The following is an 18705-nucleotide window of genomic DNA, read 5'->3' as shown; positions in this document are numbered from 1 at the left end:
CTAACATACTTAATTTGATTGTTGTATAAATGATGATTCAAACCGTCTTGCTCTCTTATGGTGTTTTTTTCACATGAAAAATGCACTAAATAAACACATCTTTTTATTTTGCACTCTATTTGTGCACGGGGTGCCATAATGAAGTTATTGGCTTCATTACTCACTTTACTCATTTTATGTGGATGTTCCTCATCTGAGCAAAATAGAAAAACTCAAGAAAACTCAACCTCTCATTCAATATGTGTCTTTGATAGTACAAATACAAAAGTCTGTGTAGCCAAACCTGCCCAAAGAATTGTCTCTTTGTTTGAGTCGGGTTTAGATGGCCTCTATATGCTAGGGCAAGGTGACAAAGTAATTGGTATACCTGCTGAAGTATACATTCAACCTTTATTATTTAATGCCTATTCAAAAATAGATAAACGCATTGCTAATAAGCAGCTTGCAGCACCTTCACAAGGAGCCAATGCAACTAATATTGAAAGTCTCGTGTTGTTAAAACCTGATCTGGTGATTGTAGGGAGCGGACAGACTCAAACGATTGAACTGTTACGGCAGTTTGGCATCGCTGTATATGTAATGGAGTCAGGCACCTATAAACAGGTGAAAGAAGAGCTATCTGAAATTGCCGTTCTTAGTGGTGCCCAAAAGCGCGCTCAAGAAATTTTAAGTTTCTCTGATGAAATTGTGGCAGAAGTCGCAGCCAAAACTGCACGTCAGCCAAATAAACAATCGATTTACTATGCATGGTCAGGAGGGCGAATTTTTTCTACTTCAGGACGGGAGTCGATTACCAATGATTTTATTGAGCTGGCTGGTGCTTACAACATTGTTCAGACTGCTGCTAATCAGCCCAACGTAAACCCCGAGACTTTAATTGAATGGAACCCTGACAATATTGTGCTTTGGAATACCAATCCCAAACTGATTTATGAACGAAAAGAATTACAGGGTTTAAGCGCCGTACAAAACCAAAAGGTATTTAATTTGAGTCCTGCATTTATATATAACCCACACACCATCAAAATTATTATTACGGCGATTTATCTAAATCACAGTATTTATCCTGAACAGTCCGATTTACCAGTAAGTGCTTTACAACAGCGTATTTTAACCAAGTTGTATGGTGAGCAACTTGCCAAAGCGTTGGTGTCATGAATATGGAAAAGCTGAAATATTACTGGTTTTACCCTTTACCTTTCCTCATGATTTTTATCTCTTTGCTCATTGGGCCAACTCAAACATTGAGTGCATGGGATTATTTGTTTTGGGGTGTACAAGCGGTCTTTGGTACACCATATTTTGATGCGGAACAATTTAGATTGATGCAAAACATTTTAGTAAATGTCAGGCTGCCTAGAATTTTACTGACCTTTATGGTGGGAGCTGCCTTAGCAACCGCGGGTAATGGCTTGCAAGCATTGTTTCGTAATCCCTTGGTCGATTCTTATGTACTCGGTATTTCATCTGGTGCCGCGTTCGGTGCAGCTTTAGCGCTTTCATTAAGTTGGCTTTCGCCAAATCTATCAGCCTTTATCTTTGGTGTATGCGCTGTTGGCTTAACCTATTTATTTGCACATCAGAAACATGAGAGTCAGACGTCTTTAGTCATGGTAATTTTATCAGGCATGATTGTTTCTGGACTGTTCTTGGCAGGACTTACCGTTATTCAATACTTAAGTGATCCATTTAAACTGCAAGCGATTGTGCAATGGACCATGGGAAACTTACATCAGGCGTCTTGGCAAAAAGTTCAATACGCTGTGTTACCAATCTGTATTGGCCTTGCCGGATTATTTGCGATGCGTTGGCGCCTAAACTTAATGGCACTCGGTGCTGAAGAAGCGCAGGCAGTTGGTGTTAACCCAAGGTGGGAACAGCTTCTTTTAATTGTACTAGTGACTGTATGTACTTCCACATCTGTGGCTGCTGCTGGCATTATTAGTTTATATGGGCTGTTTATGCCGCATATTGTAAGAATGTTGGTTGGGCCAGATCACTGCTACAGTATTCCTGCAAATATGGTGCTGGGCGGCAGTTTTCTACTGTTGATTGATAACTTTTCTCGGGTTTTACTGACGTTTGAAATACCGATTGGCATTTTTACCATGTTACTTGGCGCGCCATTTTTCTTATTATTAATGAAAACACAGAGGACTCATTGGGCATGATTCAAATTGATCAGTTAAATTATGCCTATGGGCACGAGCAGGTCCTTAAAAATATTCATCTGGAGTTTCCCGAAAATCAGTTTTCAGTGATTTTAGGGCGTAATGGCTGTGGTAAATCGACACTTTTTAAATTGATGGCTGGCCTAGAGCCCATAAAAGATGGCTTGATTCGTTACTCTGGAAAACCATTATCGGACTTTAAAGGGAAAGATCGGGCTGCGTTGCTTGGCTTTTTACCGCAGTTTCATAAAACCGTATTTCCATTTTTGGTTAAAGATGTGGTGATTACAGGGCGTGCTGCTTTTAGCAGATATAGACCTTCAAAATCAGACTGGGAACGTGTAGACCAAGCTTTGCTTGATTTAGACATTGAGCATTTACGCGATCGTCCTTATACCGAGTTGTCGGGTGGTGAACGGCAATTGGTTATGATTGCCCGTATTTTAGTGCAAGCTCCAAAAGTTATTTTGCTCGATGAGCCAACCAATCATCTCGATGTTTATTACCAGTCTTATTTAATGAAAAAGTTGCGTCAGTTGTCGCGGCAAAATTTTACGGTGATTGCGATTATGCATGATCCTAATTTAGCTTTTTTATTTGCAGACCATTTGTTTTTTATGCGCCAACATGAGGTGGTTAAGCCTGAGTCTAAAACACGTATCACCGATCCGAAGTTTTTAAAAAGTGTCTACGATGTTGAGTTCCATGAAGCCATGATTCAAGACAAAACCATTGTGATTCCTGATCATTCTTGGCTGTGAATATGTTGAATTATCAGTTAGTAGACAAATCAGACTATGTGTCTGCGGTAGAGTTTGCGCTTTATACAAGAGAGCTGTTATTCCCAGAAATTTATCATGGGCAAGTCCCCAAAGATTTACAAAATTTTGAGCAGCATTATGTCCATGATCCACTGGGCTGCTTCATTACAGTAAAAGACCAAAACCGCATTATTGGCACCATTGCATATCGGGCTTATGACCATCGTTTTGATTTAAATTTACCGTCTAATACGGTTGAGGTGGTTAAGTTATTTGTATTGCCTGAATACCGCCGTAAGGGCATCGCGACCCAGCTATGTGACATGTTGTTTAGCCATGCCAAAAACAGTGAAATTACGACTTTGTATTTGCATACTCATCCATTTTTACCGGCGGCTGAAGAGTTTTGGACTCTACAAGGTTTTGAGGTTATTCAACGCGAATGGATCGATACGTATGACACGATTCATATGAGTAAATCTTTATAGCGTCTTATTATACGCATGAAATCTTTTTTGAAAATGGGTAGGCGGATAACCCATAATTTTACTGAACATTGCGGTAAAAGCTGTCGAGTGTTCATAGCCCAAATTAAAAGCAATTTCCGTAATTGAGATATTCTCTTTTAAGGCATTTAAAGCATAAATAATGCAGACTCGATTACGCCAAGCCTGAAAGGACATACCTGTTTCTGACTTAAACCAACGATGAAAAGTTCGTTCACTTTTATTGTGGTCATTTGCCCAATCTTTAGGGCTGCTATGAATATCAGGATGCTCCATAAACTCAGCACATTGTTTAGATAACAATGTGTTGTGAGGCAAAGGAATAAACAGAGGTAGGGCTGGTGCAGCTTCTAGCTCATATAACAATAAATCGATAAGAGCACCATCACGGCCTGCACGTTGGTAGTCTATAGGCAGTTGATTTGCCTGAATGAGCAATTGATGTAACAAAGGCGAGACTTGTATAACCTCGCAATATGTTGCCTGTCTTGGTGCACTATTCGCTTCTATGTACAAACTATAAGTACTGACTTTAGATAGCCATACCCGATGTGGTTTACCTGCGGGTATCCATACACCGCTGTACGGTAACACGAGCCATTGTCCATCTTCAGTTTCAACTTTCATGAGGCCTTCGGGTGCATATAAGAACTGTGCACGGCGATGGCTATGCGTATCTAATAAGGTATCAGCAGGATAATCTGACCCTAACGCTAGAACTGCTTGTGGTAGATGGTCTACCTCGTTAATTGGAATATTACGCATATATTTTTGGCTGAAACAAATAAAAAATGGCTTTTCTACGTTAGTTTGCCATAGAGCTATTTTATATCATGCCTCTATAAACGTGAGGAAGATGATGATGCTATATGAGCTATTTTTATTTGGACTACTTTCAGGCATAACCACTTGGTTATTTGGTTTTGGCGGCGGTTTTGTGGCTGTACCTTTGCTTTATACAGTCATTATTCAAAAGTGGAGTAATGAAAGTAATATCGGCATACATGCCATGCAAATCGCCGTAGCTACATCAGCTTTTGTGATGCTGTGTTCGGCAAGTTTTGCAACTTTTCGACACTATCGTTCTGGACATATAGATTGGCAAAAAATCCGCTTTTTAGGGGGTGGTATTGCACATGGTGGAATTGTCGGTGCGGTAATGGCCTCATTGTTTAATGGAAATTGGCTTCGCTGGATATTTATGGGCTATGTGTTCATAACCATTCTAGATTGTTATTACCGACCAGGGTTTATAGTGACCTCAAGGCAAAAGCAACACTATGGTCAAAACAGTGAACTCATTAAAGGGGGCATTATTGGTTGGGTTGCAGCACTTTTAGGTGTTGGAGGAAGTGTAATGACGGTTCCTTTATTACGGCGGCGGGGCAGTTCTATGGCAGAGGCTGCCGCTATTGCAAATATTCTCACGCTGCCTTTGTCTTTAACTGCAACGCTGACCTATTGCGTATTGTCACTTTGGCAATCTACATGGACACCCAACGGATTTATCGGACTAATCTGGTTTGAAGCTGCTTTATTCTTGGTTGCTGGAACATGGATCGGACTATATTTTTCAGAAAAATTTATTTCAAAACTACCTGATTTATGGCGGGCAAAGTTATATCCGCTACTTTTAATAATAGTTCTACTCGTCATGCTTTTTGTAAATTAACTTTTTATTTCAATTAATTGAAGAATAATCTCTCTTAAATATCGAATTTCTAAATGCTCTAAAACTGCAAATTTTATGTCTTAAAGGGCGTTGAAAAAAGTTTAAAAATTAGACTTGAAATATATAGTGGCTTTGTGCCACTATATATTCATCGAAGGTCATCAGACAAAAAGAGGATGATATGGCTATCCAGCTTTTAGATGCGGCAAGAAACGAAATTCCAGTGAAATTTACGCAGTTTTCTGGTGGCGAGCGTCATGTTCAAATTGATGAAACAACGTTAGGTTCATTATCTGGCAACGTATTGGTCCGCGCGCAAATGACCTCAAGTCACGATGTGATGGACTATTTGCTACTTGAAAATATATTGCTGAATCAGGGTTTAACCATTGACCTAGAAGTTCCGTATTTTCCATATGCACGTCAGGACCGTATTTGTGCAGTAGGCCAAGCGTTCTCGCTTGATGTGATGACCAAGTTACTCAACATCAATGCTGACAAAAAAGCGGGCAAACAAGGCAAGATCACTGTATGGGACTGCCATAGTGAAGTAACAACAGCCTTACTTGCTGCCAATACTTCTTTTAGTGAAGTTGTAAACATCAGTTCAGTCGACATCATCGCAAAGAGTGAAGCGCTAAGCACATTGTTAAAAGATGAAAAAACAGTACTGGTTTGCCCAGACAAAGGCGCAAAAGCGCGTACACAAATGGTCGCAGATGCTTTTAATTCTGAGCGCAAACAACCAATCACTATTGTTCAGTGCGATAAAAAACGTGATCCGGTGACTGGCAAAATTTTAGGTACACATGTACATGCGACTGATTTATCAGGCCTCACAGCGGTCATTACCGATGACATTTGCGACGGCGGTGCAACCTTTATTGGTATTGCCAAAGAACTGCGTCGCCTCAATTGCCATAAGGTCGTTCTATATGTGACCCACGGTATTTTCAGTAAAGGAACAGAGGTTTTTGATGGACTGTTAGATCAACTGTTTACCTCAGACAGCTTTCCACAACAACCATCAGACAAAATTTCAGTAATTGCTTTTGCAGCAGAATAAAGAGAACAAAGATGACGATTAAACTTAATCCATTAAACGCTATCGATTTTTATAAAGCCGATCACAGACGTCAGTATCCAGCAGGTACAGAGTACGTGTACGCAAACTTTACGCCGCGTTCATCTCGACTCGCAAAAATGTTGCCTGACTTCGATGATAAAGTTGTGTTCTTTGGTCTTCAGGGTTTTATCAAACATTTTTTAATTGATACATGGAATGAAGGCTTTTTTAAGCAACCTAAAGACAAAGTGGTAGCTGCTTATAAACGCCGTATGGATAGTTCATTAGGTGAAGGTGCTGTACCAGTCGATCATATTGAAGCATTACATGACTTGGGCTATTTACCATTACGCATTAAAGCTTTGCCAGAAGGCAGTCGCGTCAATATGCGTGTACCCGTGCTTACCGTAATTAATACCGACCCGCGTTTCTTTTGGCTAACCAACTATATTGAAACTGTGTTAAGTGCTGAACTTTGGAAAAGCTGTACTACGGCCACAATTGCCTATGAGTACAAACGTTTATTAACTCAATATGCCGTAAAAACTGGCGCACCACTCGATTTTGTACCTGTGCAAGGACATGATTTTAGTAGCCGTGGCATGAGTGGAATGTATGATGCTGCACAATCAGGAGTAGGCCACTTAACCAGTTTTATTGGAACAGACTCGGTTGCTTCAATTGACTACGCAGAAGAATATTACAATGCCACAGGTGTGATTGGGGTATCTGTACCAGCGACCGAACACAGTGTGATGTGTATGGGTACAGAAGACAGTGAGCTAGAAACATTTAAACGTTTAATTTGCGAGCTTTATCCGTCGGGTGTTGTTAGTATTGTGTCTGATACTTGGGACTTTTGGCGAGTCATTACAGAATTTACGGTGGCTTTAAAACCTGAAATTTTGGCGCGACAACCCAATGCTTTAGGTTTGGCTAAATTGGTTTTCCGACCAGACTCTGGTGACCCAGTTAAAATTATTTGTGGTGACCCAGACGCCGAAGTCGGTAGCCCAGCATATAAAGGCGCAGTTGAATGTTTATGGGAAGTGTTTGGTGGTACAACAACTGACCAAGGCTATAAAGTACTCAATGAACGTGTTGGTTTAATTTACGGCGACTCGATTACTCTAGACCGTGCACAGCGTATTTTAGAAGGATTAGAAGCCAAAGGTTTTGCTTCAAACAACTTGGTGTTTGGTATAGGCAGCTTTACCTATAACTATTTAACTCGCGATACCTTTGGGTTTGCTGTAAAAGCGACTTGGGGACAGGTGAATGGTGTAGGCCGAGAGTTGTTTAAAGACCCCATTACTGACTCCGGCGTAAAAAAATCTGCGAAAGGTCTGTTACGCATTGAAGAAAGTGAAAATGGCTTTACCTTGTTTGATGAGCAAACAGCCGAACAAGAACAAGGCGGAGCACTAAAAACAGTCTTTGAAAATGGTAAACTTCAATATGAATGTACTTTGGATCAAATACGTGAGCGTTTATCCATCGCATAACTGAGTTTAGATGAGCCGTTGCATGAGTATCGGCTCATCATTTTCACTGAGAGACTGAACGTGACTATTCAAACTGAACAAGAATTCCTTGCCAGTTATGATCGCCGAGATTATGACGCACCTTTACTCACGGTCGATATGGCTATTTTCTCGGTATTTAATGGTCAGTTGCAGGTATTACTCATTAAGCGACCCAACTTTCCAGCCAAAGACCAATGGGCCTTACCGGGTGGTTTTGCCGATTTAAAGCACGATCAAGATTTGATGGCTACGGCTTATCGTAAGCTTGTCGAAAAAACAGGAATTAGTTCACCTTATTTGGAACAAGTTGCCTCTGTGGGCAATGCCAAACGTGACCCGCGTGGCTGGGCCGTGACTATTTTGTATTTTGCATTAATTGATTTTAATGCCTATCAACATCAAGCATTGGCTGAATACAGTGAATGGGTGCCTGTAGCAAAAGCAAAAGATTTAGCATTGGCGTTTGATCATAATGAACTGCTCAGCTTAGCTTTAGAGCGTTTAACCAATAAAACTCGCTATACCGCATTGCCAGCCAGTCTCATGCCTGAGTTGTTTACACTTACTGAGCTACAGACTATTTATGAAATTATTCTTGGGCAATCCTTAGATAAAAAAGCGTTTAGACGCCGTATGATAGAAGCAGGCGCAGTTGAAGAAACCAACCACAGTAAAATTGTAGGCAAACGGCCAGCTCAGCTTTACCGCTATGCACTCGATTCTTTTGATTTTATATTTCCTCGTTCACTCGAATTACCTAGAAATAAAGAGGGTGAAGATAAGCAAAACAATGAGCTTTCTGACTAGCGCATCTTGATGCACTTTTGATTTATAATGCCGCGCTTATGATTGATGTCATGTTTTGATCAGCACTTTGCCTATGTCACACGTTTCTCCCTGCTTCCAGCAAAACCAGTTTTTTGTGTTGGTGGAGTACCTCACTTCACTACATGAAATTTATCCTGTAAGACATGAGTTTGCAGGATATCCGGCTGCAATGACATTGGCAGATCGTGTACATTCAGATCATGATATCGCGCCGCTGGAAGCCAGCAAAAGTTACCCTGACTCAATAGAGAAAGTCTTACACTTTTCAGGTAAAGCGAGAGACATACAAGACTTTGAGCGCTTTTTAGAACAAGCCAAGTCTGCCAATATTCAAAACTTGTTATTGCTTACAGGCGACAAACTCAAAGAACATCATAATGGACGAGATGGGCAGCCTCGTAGTCGTTACCTAGAGTCGGTAAACGCCGTAATGGCTGCCAAGCAACACGGCGGGTTTCGTATTGGGGTTGCTTTTAATCCGTTTAAATATGTCGAAGCTGAGCGTGATGCACAGTATTTAAAACTGCATAAGAAGATTAAAGCAGGTGCTGACTTTATCATTACCCAATTGGGCTATGACATTGAAGCCTTAAAACAAGCCAAATCATTTTTAACCAAGCATGATTATTCGCAGCAAATACTAGCTTGCGTCATGCCACTGACTTTAGGCCGTGCCAACTTCATGGTAAAGCATAAAGTTGCGGGTATTGTGATTACTCCACACATGCTAAAAGTCTTGGCAGGGGAAAAACAGGCAGGGCATACAGACCGTGTTTATTTGCGCTGCGCTTTACAGATTTTAATATGTAAACACTTAGGATTTGCGGGTATTCATTTATCTGCTTGTCATAAGCCAGAAGAGCAAATGCTGCTTGAAAGTTACATCGAGCAATACAGACATCTTAACCTTAAGGCCTTAGAAGAGCTTTGGAGTTCACTTTGGCAAGTCAAGACAGGCAAAGAGTTTACCCCTGAAATTGCTCGTTTTTCACGTCAGCCAACATCTAAACAATTAATTAAATATCGTCAGCTACATGTTATGCATGAAGCAATGTTTGGATCAAAAATTGCCAAAGGCGTCGGACGTTTTATTTTCAAAGCATCTTTTTGGGAAAACGCTTTGATCGCCAAACTCTTACTTAAAACGGAAGTACTGAGTAAACATAGCCTAGTCGGCTGTGAAAGCTGTGGTCAGTGCCGTTTAGGTGACACTTTATATATTTGCCCTGAAACATGTCCAAAAGGCTTAGCCAATGGTCCTTGTGGTGGAACAACTTTAGACCGCTGTGAATTTGGTGATCGTGAATGTATTCATTCTGTCAAAGCAAGACTAGCCAAAGCGGTTAAACAAACCGAAATATTAAAAGAGAAACTGATTCCAACGGTGCCTCTTGAAACGAGAGGAACCAGTTCTTGGAAAAACTGGTATTTAGCGACTGAGGCTTAAGTTTTGTATTAACCCTTGATTTGAACTTGTTAAACAATCAAATGATAGGCTAAATAACAGCAATAATTTAAAAATAACAATTAGTTGCCTTAATTATGTCCAGTCAAAATGGCTACCGAGGAGTATACTTAAAGCGAATATTTTGCGTTAAAAGAAGGTTGTCTCAATGAAAAAATTGGTTGCTGTACTTTCTGTAATTGTTGTTTTAACTGGATGTGTTTATGACCCTGTTAATTACGACAAAATACACGACCAAGAGTTCCAAGATCACCTCAGGCAAAACGGTTAGCAATAAAAAAGCCCACTCAATGAGTGGGTTTCATTTGGAATAACTTTAGAAGAAATTTTTAAGAGTTTAATTAATAAACAAAACCACTTAAATTACTATTTTTAAAGGTTTGTTCGCCTTTTAATAATAAGTTTAAACTTATTTGTAAGTTTGTTTTATCTAAAAATAATAAGCTACTTTACTTATTTTAGTAGCTTATTTATTAAATAATCATTACTTATAAGATTAAACATTCTGTCAGTTTTACTATTGTTAATTTAAAGAAATATAATATTTATAGCTTATATATCTTATTCGTATAACTATAACAATTTAGATTGTTAACCAATTTTGAAATTACATATTATTTTAATTAATAATACTTAAATATTACATAATTAAACTTATATTTAATAATATTGCAATAAAAGGTTATTTAGTAAATTTAAAAAACCATGCCTACCAAGTAGTAATTCATTTGTAAAACAATTATTTATATTCGATTCTTTAAAATAAATTTATATAGAAAATTTAGACAAATTCGAATTACATAATTTTTAAACATAGTTTATATAATATGATTAATTGACATAAATAGAAGAAATATATGTCAAAGAGGTCAATGATATTTAATTCACTTAAGAACCATAATTTGCACCAAATTTTACGCTGTCACGATTCATTGAATAAAACCAAGTGAAAAGTTACGTAAAAAAGAAACCAATAATTTTATTGGCTTAAATAAAAAATCGAATATTACAAATAAGCGGAATGATTATGGATAACGTAGCTCAGCTAGAAACTGATACTAATTTCCAAAGCCGAAAGAAAATAACTTGGGGTGTTTTTAGTGTCCTACTGTTATTTTTAGTTGCTGGCATCTTATATTATTTTTTTGTATACCGATTCTATCAATCTACTGATAATGCTTATGTACAAGCCGATGTCACTTGGGTAATGCCAAAGATTTCAGGCGAAGTGATGGAGTTATTAATTAACGATAATCAGTTTGTAAAAAAAGGGGAAACTTTAGCGGTATTAGACCATCGTGACTACCAAGCTCGTTATGACCAAGCCCGTTCTGTGGTCAGCTTAAAAGAAGCAGCGCTTGGTGTACAACAACAAAATGAAAAGTCTGCTAAGTCGTCAATTATTGAAGCTAATAGTGGCGTAGTGGCAGCACAAGCAGATCTAGCGCGTTTGAAAAAAGAATTCGAGCGTTATCAAGATTTATTAAAAGATGGCGTAATTACCCGACAAAATTTTGAAGGGATTCAGTCTCAATATTTAACGGCTCAGGCACAGCTCAGCAAAGCGCAAGCCGCCGTAAATGCAGCAGAAGCTCAGTTGGGGAGTTTACAAGCGAGTCGAGCGCAGCTTTTAGCAGATATTCAAAGTGCCCATGCAAACTTAAACCTGTATCAGGTCGATTTGGCTTCATCAAAAGTGGTTAGTCCTGTAAGCGGTAAAATCGGTAGTCTGGCAATTCAAAAAGGCTCACGTGTTTCTCCACAAACCCGCTTAATGGCGATCATTCCTGAAAATAGTTTGTATGTACAGGCGAACTTCAAAGAAACTCAAATTGAAAAAATGCATATTGGTCAGAAAGTTAAATTAAAACTTGATGCCTATCCGAGCCTCAACTTTACCGGAAAAATTGAGAGTTTTTCTCCCGCTTCAGGCGCGACTTTCTCACTTATGCCACCAGACAATGCCACAGGCAACTTTAACAAGGTTGTACAGCGTATTCCTGTACGTATCGCTATAGATTCAAGCCCGCATATTGATTTGATAAAACCTGGAATGTCGGTGAGCGCCACCGTTGACCTAAGAACTTAATAATAAAATTTTAGGTAATCATAAATGAATAAGCATGTTGAAGCCGAGTGGAGGTTTCCCGCAAAAACTGCATGGGCAATTTTTGCTGCCATGATTTTTGGCAACTTCATGGCGATTCTTGATATTCAGATCGTGGCAAGTTCTCTAAACGAAGTTCAAGCTGGTATGAGTGCAAGCCGTTATGAAGTCACTTGGGTACAAACGGTTTATTTAATTGCCGAGATTATTGCGATTCCAATGTCGAGTATTGTCTCGCGAGTGCTTTCAACACGGGTGTATTACACCATGTGTGCAATCGGCTTTACGGTGAGTTCTTTACTTTGTGCTTTGTCATGGAACTTGGAAAGTTTACTGGTGTTCCGTGGCATTCAAGGCTTTATGGGTGGCGGGATGATTCCGACTTCCATGACGGCGTTGTACTTACTTTTTCCAGAACCAAAACGCTCATTACCTTTGGTCATGTTTGGCATGATCAGTACTTTAGGTCCAGCAATTGGCCCAACCATTGGCGGTTGGCTCACCAATAACTTCTCATGGCACTGGATGTTCCTGATCAATATTATTCCGGGCATTATCATTGCTACGGTCATCTACTCAGGTCCAAATATTGACCGTGCAAACTATTCACTCATCAAAAGTATGGACTGGTTCAGCCTCGTTGGTATGGCGATGTTTTTGGGTGGGCTGGAATATTTTCTTGATGAAGGCGCACGACATGACTGGCTTGCAGATACAGGTGTCCGGGTTGCTTTTATGGTCTGCGTTGTAGGCGGCATGATCTTCTTCTCTAGAAGTTTTACCCAGCCTAAGCCTTTGCTCGATTTATCGGTATTTAAAAATAAAAACTTTACCTTAAGTGCCATTACAACGTTTGTGATTGGTATGGCGCTGTATGGCTTGGGTTACATGATTCCTGTCTTTCTTGGGCAAGTCCGTGAAATGAACAGTAGCCAAATTGGTCACGTCATGATGGTGACAGGTATTGTCATGTTCTGCTTTGCGCCGTTTCTTGCGTGGCTCATTCCTAATTTTGATACCCGCAAAACCGTATTTGTTGGAATGGTCCTGGCTGGTTTTGGTGTTTGGCTCAATTCGCACCTCAGCATTCATAGTGATTATGACTTTATGTTTTGGCCGCAAATTTACCGTGGTATTGGCCTCATGATTTGCCTGATTGTGGTGTCGCATTTGGCTATGAGTACATTGCCACTCAGTAAAGTGGCCGATGCCAGCGGTATTTATAACCTCATGCGCAATATCGGCGGTGCTGTGGGGTTAGCACTTATCAATTCATCCTTAGATTGGCTGACCGCCATGCATGTTACCCAGATTAATCAGTCGATGACACCGCAAAACTGGATATTTACAGAAAGACTCGACCAGCTTACGGCGCAATATCAGGAAGTTGGTGCAAATGCCCAGCAAATCGCACTGAGTGTGATTTATCGTGACATTCACTTTCAAGCACTGACATCGAGTTTCAATGACTTATTACGCATGCTCGCAATCATTATGTTTGTGACCGCCTTTTTAACCATATTTATGGATCGGGGGAAGAAAATGAATATGTAGCGATTTAGAAATAAAAGGCAGCTTTCAAAGAATGAAAACAATAGGGCATATCAAAACATATCCCTTCATAGAAAAAGAACATTGATATGAGTTTCGAATATCGCTGTATGAGATAGGGGAACTCACAGATCTGGATGTGGGAGATTAAAGTATTATGATTAATACAACATATAAACTGATTTCAAAATTGAACCTGAAAAACGCAACTTATGGGCAATATTTTGAAAAAGAGCAAATCGATACTGAACGATTAAAAGTGATGTATTCCATTTACGAGCAGTATTATGAAAATACCAGATTTTCTATTTTCGTAGATGATTTTAAAAATAAAAGCGGTGCGATCTTAATTTTTGACTCAGAAACAGATGAGATTGTCGGTTTCTCGACGGTAGTTGTGCAGCATTTCTACTTAAACGGTAAAGACTACACTGTGCTCTTTAGTGGTGATACGGTCATTTTGAAAAAGTTTTGGGGCACGCGTACATTGCAAAGTACCATGCTCAAACTCATGATCAAACTTCGAATTAAATATCCTTTTAATGAACTTTATTGGCTTCTCATTTCTAAAGGCTATAAGACTTATCTCTTACTTGCCAATAACTATTATGTGTATTACCCAAACATTAAAGATGAAAACCAACATCTTTCGGAAGTTGTTGAACATTACTGTGAAAAATTCTTTGGCGAATACTACGACAAAGAAGCCGGCTTACTCAACTTTGGTGATGACTATCAACCATTAAAAGGCGAAGTCGCACCGATTACTGCCGAAATGAGAGAAAAGAACCCAAATATTCATTTCTTTGAACAGAAAAATCCAACTTGGAGAGCCGGTACAGAACTGCCATGTATTGGTCGACTTGGTTGGAAAGATATTGCCCGTTTCCCTGTAAAACTGATGACGAAGCCGACAAGCAAAGGAAAATTTGAAGCGCAGTTAAGCCATAAAACAAAACGTAGAGAGGCTATCCAATGAAATCTAATCAATGGTTGACTCTCGGCTCGCATCTTATTTTAAAAAAATGGTGTGATGCATCTGACCGTAACTTCCAAAAACAGTTTAATGCTCTAGAGACCACACAACGTCAAATTTTGCATTCGATTTTACAGACCTCTACTTTGGCCAAAGATAAAAAGGTTCAAAGCTATGAGCAGTTTGTAAAAGCTTTTCCTGCAACTCGCTATAGCGCTTGGCGAGAAGACATTCAGCGTTACCGTGAACAAAAGCTTTCACTCTCGAGCAGTAAACTGGTTCGTTTCCAGCCGACCAGTGGTTCGAGTGAACAAATCAAGTTTATTCCATACACCAAGCTGTTTTTAGATGAACTTGACCATGCAATTGCACCGTGGATGGCAAGTTTATACCGCAAATGCCCACAGTTGAGTTCGGGTACACATTATTGGTCGGTGTCATGGTTACCTGAAAGTCAGCGTGAAGTTTTAAAAGATAAAAATTTAAATGATGACAGTGCGCTACTCGGTATAGGTAAACGCATACTGTCTAAGTTTACCCAAGCGGTTCCAAGTAACGTTGCATTTGCGGCCAATGCTGACGATGCATTGTTTGCCACCATTTGCTATTTGGTCGCAAACCGTAGCTTAGCCATGATTTCGGTGTGGAGTCCAACGTTTGCGTTGCAATTACTTGAACGTTTAGAGGCATTGCAAAAAGACGTGGTTGAGGTTTTGCAAAGTGGTAAATGGGGCAGTCGTCAGGCTTCTTTAAAAGAAGTCACTGCACCGCATAGCCCTGAAAGTGCTCAAGCCTTAATTGCAAGTTCAAACGGCGAACAGATCGACTTTAAAAAACTTTGGCCAAAGTTAAGTCTAGTATCGAGTTGGGATACTGCAGGTTCAAAAGCGTGGGCCGAAAAATTAAAAGAGAAATTGCCCAATGTTCAGTTTGAAGGTAAAGGCTTATGGGCGACGGAAGGTGTAGTCACCATTCCCTATAATGATCAATACCCGCTCGCATACCAAAGTCACTTCTATGAGTTTGAATATTTAGAGGGTGAGAAACAAGGTCAAATCGTTCCTTCATGGCAACTTAAACAAGGTGACGTGGTCAGCCCACTGATGACTTCGGGTAATGGCTTACTGCGTTACTGTCTGGATGATTGCTTAAAAGTGACTGGCTTTATAGAGCAAATTCCGTGTTTTGAGTTCCAAGGCCGCCGTTTTGGGGTCGATCTGGTTGGTGAGAAACTCGCGCCTGAAACTGCTCAACAGTTGTTGTCTCAGTTAAACGAAACCGAGTCAAAAGCGATTTCTTTACTGGCGATTGATACCCAACAACAAGTAAAACCATTTTATTGCGTGCTTTTTGAAGGTGAAATTCATCACAGCATTAACAATGAATATATCGACAGTATCTTACGTCAAAACTTCCACTATGAACTTGCACGAAACTTGGGGCAGCTCGACCAGCCTCAAATTCGCCAAGCCAATAATGGCTGGAATGCGTACAAGAAACTAGTCATGTTTGATGGCATTATCGAAGGCAATATCAAGCCTGAGCCACTCAAAAAAGTCACCCTGAATAGTTTGGAACAACTATGAAAGGGATGAAGCCATTTAATACTCGGTTTTTAACACTTCGACACGCCTTGTTTCTAGGCGTGTTGTTAGTGTCGAATACACATGCCATGACTTTAGATGAGGCTTTGTCAGCTAGTTTAAAACATGAAAGCCAGCTTGAAGTGAGCCGTTTAAGTGTGAACCAGTTCACCGCTATGCTTGAACAGGCCAAGCAACGTGATGGACTCAAAGTTAATTTAGTCGGGCAACTTGACTATGAAAGAATAAATACGCCTTCACACGTCTTGTTTCCAACCGAAGGAAACCGTAAAGGCCGAAGTTTGCAATTGCAGGCAGATTATCCGATTTATACCTCTGGGCGACACCGTTTAGGGATAGATATTGCCGAAAGTCAGCTTTCTGCCCAACACCAAGGCTTATCAGATCAAAGATCGGAAACCATTTTAAATACCGTGATGGTCTATACCGACGTATTAAAAAAGAAAGCCATTTTAGAACTCAGACAAAAGACTATGGCAAATCTGCAACGGTCTTTATATGAGTCAAAGCGCCGTTTTGATGTTGGTATGATTACCCGTGCAGATTTGGCTCAGGTTTTAGCTCAAGTCGCACAAGGTCAAGCCGATATTACACAGGCGCAATCTAACTTGACCGTAAGCGAAGCACAGTTTTATCAAGTGACAGGTATAACGCCTGATAACCTTGTTCCAATCAATCAATTACCTACTATTCCCGCTAACCTAGATGAAATATTGGCGCAAACCAAGAACCATCCGGCTTTAATGCGGGCTAAATATGAAAAGCAAGCCGCCGAGAAACAATACGCTTTAACTAAACGAGAACTCTGGCCAACGGTCATGCTGACCAGCCGTGCCGGAAAGCAAGATGAAGCGAGTTATATTGGTTCTGAAAGTAATAACTATATGGTTGGGGTGCAGCTCAATGTACCGCTTTATGACGATGGTTTAAATCGGGCCAATGTCAAAAAAGCACAGGCCGATATAGATTTGGCTACGCAAAAAATTCGAAGTCTTGAGCTAGACTTGAACAAGCGTACCCGTACCACCTATGCGCAGCTTCAAACCATTCGACAAAATAAAGATGCATTGGCAAATGCCATAGAGGCAGCGTCTATTGCCTTTGTCTATACCCGTAAAGAGTTTGATGTCGGCACCAAAACCACCTTTGATTTGCTTAATACCGAGCAGAAACTACTTGATGCGCAAACCCAGAAAACCGTGAATGATCAAGACGAAGTGGTGTTTGTTTATCAGCTACTCGACCAAATGGGGCGCTTAAATAGTTTGGTTCCTACACAGACCGCACAACAGGTGAATAATGAATAAAACAAATACACCACTTGCTAACACACTCATTACCCGTGAAGCGACTTTGGCAGATGACGATGCTTTACGAGAGTTAATTGCGGTGCCCATGACCACCAAAGGTATACAAATTAGCTTTCAGCGTGAACCGAGTTATTTTAGGGCGTCTGACATTCTCTATCGGCATAAATTGCATGTCGTGATTGAAGATACCGAGAGTCAAAAGAAAGTGGCCTGTTATAGCAATGGTTACCGTCCGTGTTATATCAATCGGAACATTCAAAACTTACGCTATGCTGGAGATTTACGGGTAGATCACAGCTATCGGGGTAAATCATTGGTGAAGGTCTTAGGCAAACATGTAAAACAGACTATGTATGAACCAAGCTATAGCCAAATGATTATTTTTGATGATAACCACGCGGCGCGTGCTGCCATCCAAACAGGCAAAACGGGAATGCCCGATTATTATGATGAAGGGCTTATAGAGACACTTAGTCTGACGAGCACTGGCGCAAAAAGAAAAATCACGGCTTTTCTAAAGCAGAATTCTCAGCAGAGTAACCTTCAAGAGATTCATACTTGTACAGCGGAAGAAGAACATGTACCAACCATGAACCAGTTTATTAGCGACATGGCAGAGTTTTACAACTTTATTCCAGCCTATAACTTTGAAGAACTTGCCCAAGGTCATCAGTATTTTTCAGGAATAAAACTCTCGGACTTTTCACTTTATTTTAAAGGTGAGAAACTGGTGGGTATGTTTGGTTTGTGGGATCAGCATAGTATTAAGCAGACCAAGATTCTAAATTATAACTCGGCCATAGCTGTGCTTAGACCCGTCTATAACTTATTGACGCCAATTACCAAAGGCATGCGTTTGCCTAAACTTGGTGACTCTATTCAGTACCATGTGCTACATACGCTTATGTGCCATCCAGAAGATTTGGCTTTACACCATAAAATGCTCGAAGATGCCTATAACCAGTCAAAAAAGCAGGGCGTTGGCGTAGTGAGTTTTACGCTTTCCCATAAAGACCCGCGATATCAGTTAAATCAGTTCTATAAAGGTGAACGTTTAACGGGTATGCATGGTTTTATTAGTTATGAGGGCGACCCACGACCAAATTTTGATAAAAAGCTGATTCCATACTTAGAGGTTGGACGTATTTAACTTAAAGCTTGA

17 protein-coding genes are annotated in these 18705 nt (G+C 40.1%); 16 read left to right on the top strand and 1 reads right to left on the bottom strand.

What is annotated here, in order from left to right; genetic code table 11:
* Positions 1–138 precede the first annotated feature (138 nt).
* The 4 genes from RFX69_RS05565 to RFX69_RS05550 are packed head-to-tail and all read left to right on the top strand — an operon-like array spanning position 139 to position 3420.
* Positions 139–1158 (top strand): ABC transporter substrate-binding protein, encoded by a 1020-nt coding sequence (locus RFX69_RS05565; RefSeq protein ID WP_031963474.1) that lies wholly within the window; start codon positions 139–141, stop codon positions 1156–1158.
* Between the two features lie 2 nt (positions 1159–1160).
* Complete coding sequence (locus tag RFX69_RS05560; protein ID WP_153559923.1) at positions 1161–2171, top strand: iron ABC transporter permease; 1011 nt, start codon at positions 1161–1163, stop codon at positions 2169–2171.
* Positions 2168–2932 carry an ABC transporter ATP-binding protein gene (locus RFX69_RS05555; protein WP_289332731.1) on the top strand — a complete coding sequence of 255 codons (765 nt, stop codon included), beginning with the start codon at positions 2168–2170 and terminating at the stop codon, positions 2930–2932. The genes RFX69_RS05560 and RFX69_RS05555 overlap by 4 nt, the downstream gene beginning before the upstream one ends.
* The gene (locus tag RFX69_RS05550; RefSeq protein ID WP_031945552.1) at positions 2929–3420 is read left to right on the top strand and encodes a GNAT family N-acetyltransferase; all 492 of its coding nucleotides are present in this window, start codon (positions 2929–2931) and stop codon (positions 3418–3420) included. Before RFX69_RS05555 ends, RFX69_RS05550 begins: the two co-directional genes overlap by 4 nt.
* Here RFX69_RS05550 and RFX69_RS05545 read toward each other — a convergent pair.
* Complete coding sequence (locus tag RFX69_RS05545) at positions 3415–4203, bottom strand: helix-turn-helix domain-containing protein (RefSeq protein WP_016654060.1); 789 nt, start codon at positions 4201–4203, stop codon at positions 3415–3417. The two genes, RFX69_RS05550 and RFX69_RS05545, sit on opposite strands and share 6 nt — an antisense overlap.
* A 97-nt stretch (positions 4204–4300) precedes the next feature.
* On the opposite strand from RFX69_RS05545, the gene RFX69_RS05540 reads away from it, so the two are divergent.
* The 12 genes from RFX69_RS05540 (at position 4301) to RFX69_RS05485 (ending at position 18693) form a co-directional block, all read left to right on the top strand.
* Positions 4301–5110 (top strand): sulfite exporter TauE/SafE family protein, encoded by an 810-nt coding sequence (locus RFX69_RS05540; RefSeq protein ID WP_133239165.1) that lies wholly within the window; start codon positions 4301–4303, stop codon positions 5108–5110.
* Between the two features lie 181 nt (positions 5111–5291).
* Positions 5292–6176, top strand: coding sequence for a phosphoribosyltransferase family protein (locus RFX69_RS05535; protein WP_001007517.1), 885 nt, complete (start codon positions 5292–5294; stop codon positions 6174–6176).
* 11 nt (positions 6177–6187) lie between these two features.
* Positions 6188–7681 carry a nicotinate phosphoribosyltransferase gene (locus tag RFX69_RS05530; RefSeq protein ID WP_016654064.1) on the top strand — a complete coding sequence of 498 codons (1494 nt, stop codon included), beginning with the start codon at positions 6188–6190 and terminating at the stop codon, positions 7679–7681.
* Positions 7682–7741: 60 nt separating this feature from the next.
* Positions 7742–8509: an NUDIX domain-containing protein gene (locus tag RFX69_RS05525; RefSeq protein ID WP_016654065.1), complete on the top strand. Its 768-nt coding sequence runs from the start codon at positions 7742–7744 to the stop codon at positions 8507–8509.
* Between the two features lie 73 nt (positions 8510–8582).
* Entirely contained in the window at positions 8583–9977 is a 1395-nt protein-coding gene (locus tag RFX69_RS05520) for a methylenetetrahydrofolate reductase C-terminal domain-containing protein (RefSeq protein ID WP_002067708.1), read from the top strand.
* A 166-nt stretch (positions 9978–10143) separates the two neighbouring features.
* A complete protein-coding gene (locus tag RFX69_RS05515) occupies positions 10144–10266 on the top strand; it encodes a hypothetical protein (protein WP_000737384.1) in 123 nt (40 codons plus the stop codon).
* A 756-nt stretch (positions 10267–11022) separates the two neighbouring features.
* Positions 11023–12084 carry an HlyD family secretion protein gene (locus RFX69_RS05510; protein ID WP_000370767.1) on the top strand — a complete coding sequence of 354 codons (1062 nt, stop codon included), beginning with the start codon at positions 11023–11025 and terminating at the stop codon, positions 12082–12084.
* A 24-nt stretch (positions 12085–12108) separates the two neighbouring features.
* A complete protein-coding gene (locus tag RFX69_RS05505; protein WP_001032999.1) occupies positions 12109–13656 on the top strand; it encodes a DHA2 family efflux MFS transporter permease subunit in 1548 nt (515 codons plus the stop codon).
* A 187-nt stretch (positions 13657–13843) separates the two neighbouring features.
* On the top strand, positions 13844–14632 hold the full coding sequence (locus tag RFX69_RS05500; RefSeq protein WP_075874782.1) for a hypothetical protein: 789 nt from the start codon (positions 13844–13846) through the stop codon (positions 14630–14632).
* The gene (locus RFX69_RS05495; RefSeq protein ID WP_289332732.1) at positions 14629–16215 is read left to right on the top strand and encodes a GH3 auxin-responsive promoter family protein; all 1587 of its coding nucleotides are present in this window, start codon (positions 14629–14631) and stop codon (positions 16213–16215) included. The genes RFX69_RS05500 and RFX69_RS05495 overlap by 4 nt, the downstream gene beginning before the upstream one ends.
* Positions 16212–17540: a TolC family protein gene (locus RFX69_RS05490; RefSeq protein ID WP_289332733.1), complete on the top strand. Its 1329-nt coding sequence runs from the start codon at positions 16212–16214 to the stop codon at positions 17538–17540. The genes RFX69_RS05495 and RFX69_RS05490 overlap by 4 nt, the downstream gene beginning before the upstream one ends.
* Entirely contained in the window at positions 17533–18693 is a 1161-nt protein-coding gene (locus RFX69_RS05485) for a hypothetical protein (protein WP_289332734.1), read from the top strand. The genes RFX69_RS05490 and RFX69_RS05485 overlap by 8 nt, the downstream gene beginning before the upstream one ends.
* The last annotated feature ends 12 nt before the right edge of the window (positions 18694–18705 follow it).

It is taken from the genome of Acinetobacter sp. 148 (assembly GCF_031196675.1).
GTDB classification, from domain to species: Bacteria; Pseudomonadota; Gammaproteobacteria; order Pseudomonadales; family Moraxellaceae; genus Acinetobacter; species Acinetobacter baumannii.
This window is presented reverse-complemented; position numbering and strand designations above follow the sequence as displayed.

Coding starts and splice junctions, on each gene's coding strand:
- RFX69_RS05565 (WP_031963474.1), top strand. CDS start 139: ATGAAGTTATTGGCTTCATTACTCACTTTACTCATTTTATGTGGATGT.
- RFX69_RS05560 (WP_153559923.1), top strand. CDS start 1,161: ATGGAAAAGCTGAAATATTACTGGTTTTACCCTTTACCTTTCCTCATG.
- RFX69_RS05555 (WP_289332731.1), top strand. CDS start 2,168: ATGATTCAAATTGATCAGTTAAATTATGCCTATGGGCACGAGCAGGTC.
- RFX69_RS05545 (WP_016654060.1), bottom strand. CDS start 4,203: ATGCGTAATATTCCAATTAACGAGGTAGACCATCTACCACAAGCAGTT.
- RFX69_RS05540 (WP_133239165.1), top strand. CDS start 4,301: ATGCTATATGAGCTATTTTTATTTGGACTACTTTCAGGCATAACCACT.
- RFX69_RS05535 (WP_001007517.1), top strand. CDS start 5,292: ATGGCTATCCAGCTTTTAGATGCGGCAAGAAACGAAATTCCAGTGAAA.
- RFX69_RS05530 (WP_016654064.1), top strand. CDS start 6,188: ATGACGATTAAACTTAATCCATTAAACGCTATCGATTTTTATAAAGCC.
- RFX69_RS05520 (WP_002067708.1), top strand. CDS start 8,583: ATGTCACACGTTTCTCCCTGCTTCCAGCAAAACCAGTTTTTTGTGTTG.
- RFX69_RS05515 (WP_000737384.1), top strand. CDS start 10,144: ATGAAAAAATTGGTTGCTGTACTTTCTGTAATTGTTGTTTTAACTGGA.
- RFX69_RS05510 (WP_000370767.1), top strand. CDS start 11,023: ATGGATAACGTAGCTCAGCTAGAAACTGATACTAATTTCCAAAGCCGA.
- RFX69_RS05505 (WP_001032999.1), top strand. CDS start 12,109: ATGAATAAGCATGTTGAAGCCGAGTGGAGGTTTCCCGCAAAAACTGCA.
- RFX69_RS05495 (WP_289332732.1), top strand. CDS start 14,629: ATGAAATCTAATCAATGGTTGACTCTCGGCTCGCATCTTATTTTAAAA.
- RFX69_RS05490 (WP_289332733.1), top strand. CDS start 16,212: ATGAAAGGGATGAAGCCATTTAATACTCGGTTTTTAACACTTCGACAC.
- RFX69_RS05485 (WP_289332734.1), top strand. CDS start 17,533: ATGAATAAAACAAATACACCACTTGCTAACACACTCATTACCCGTGAA.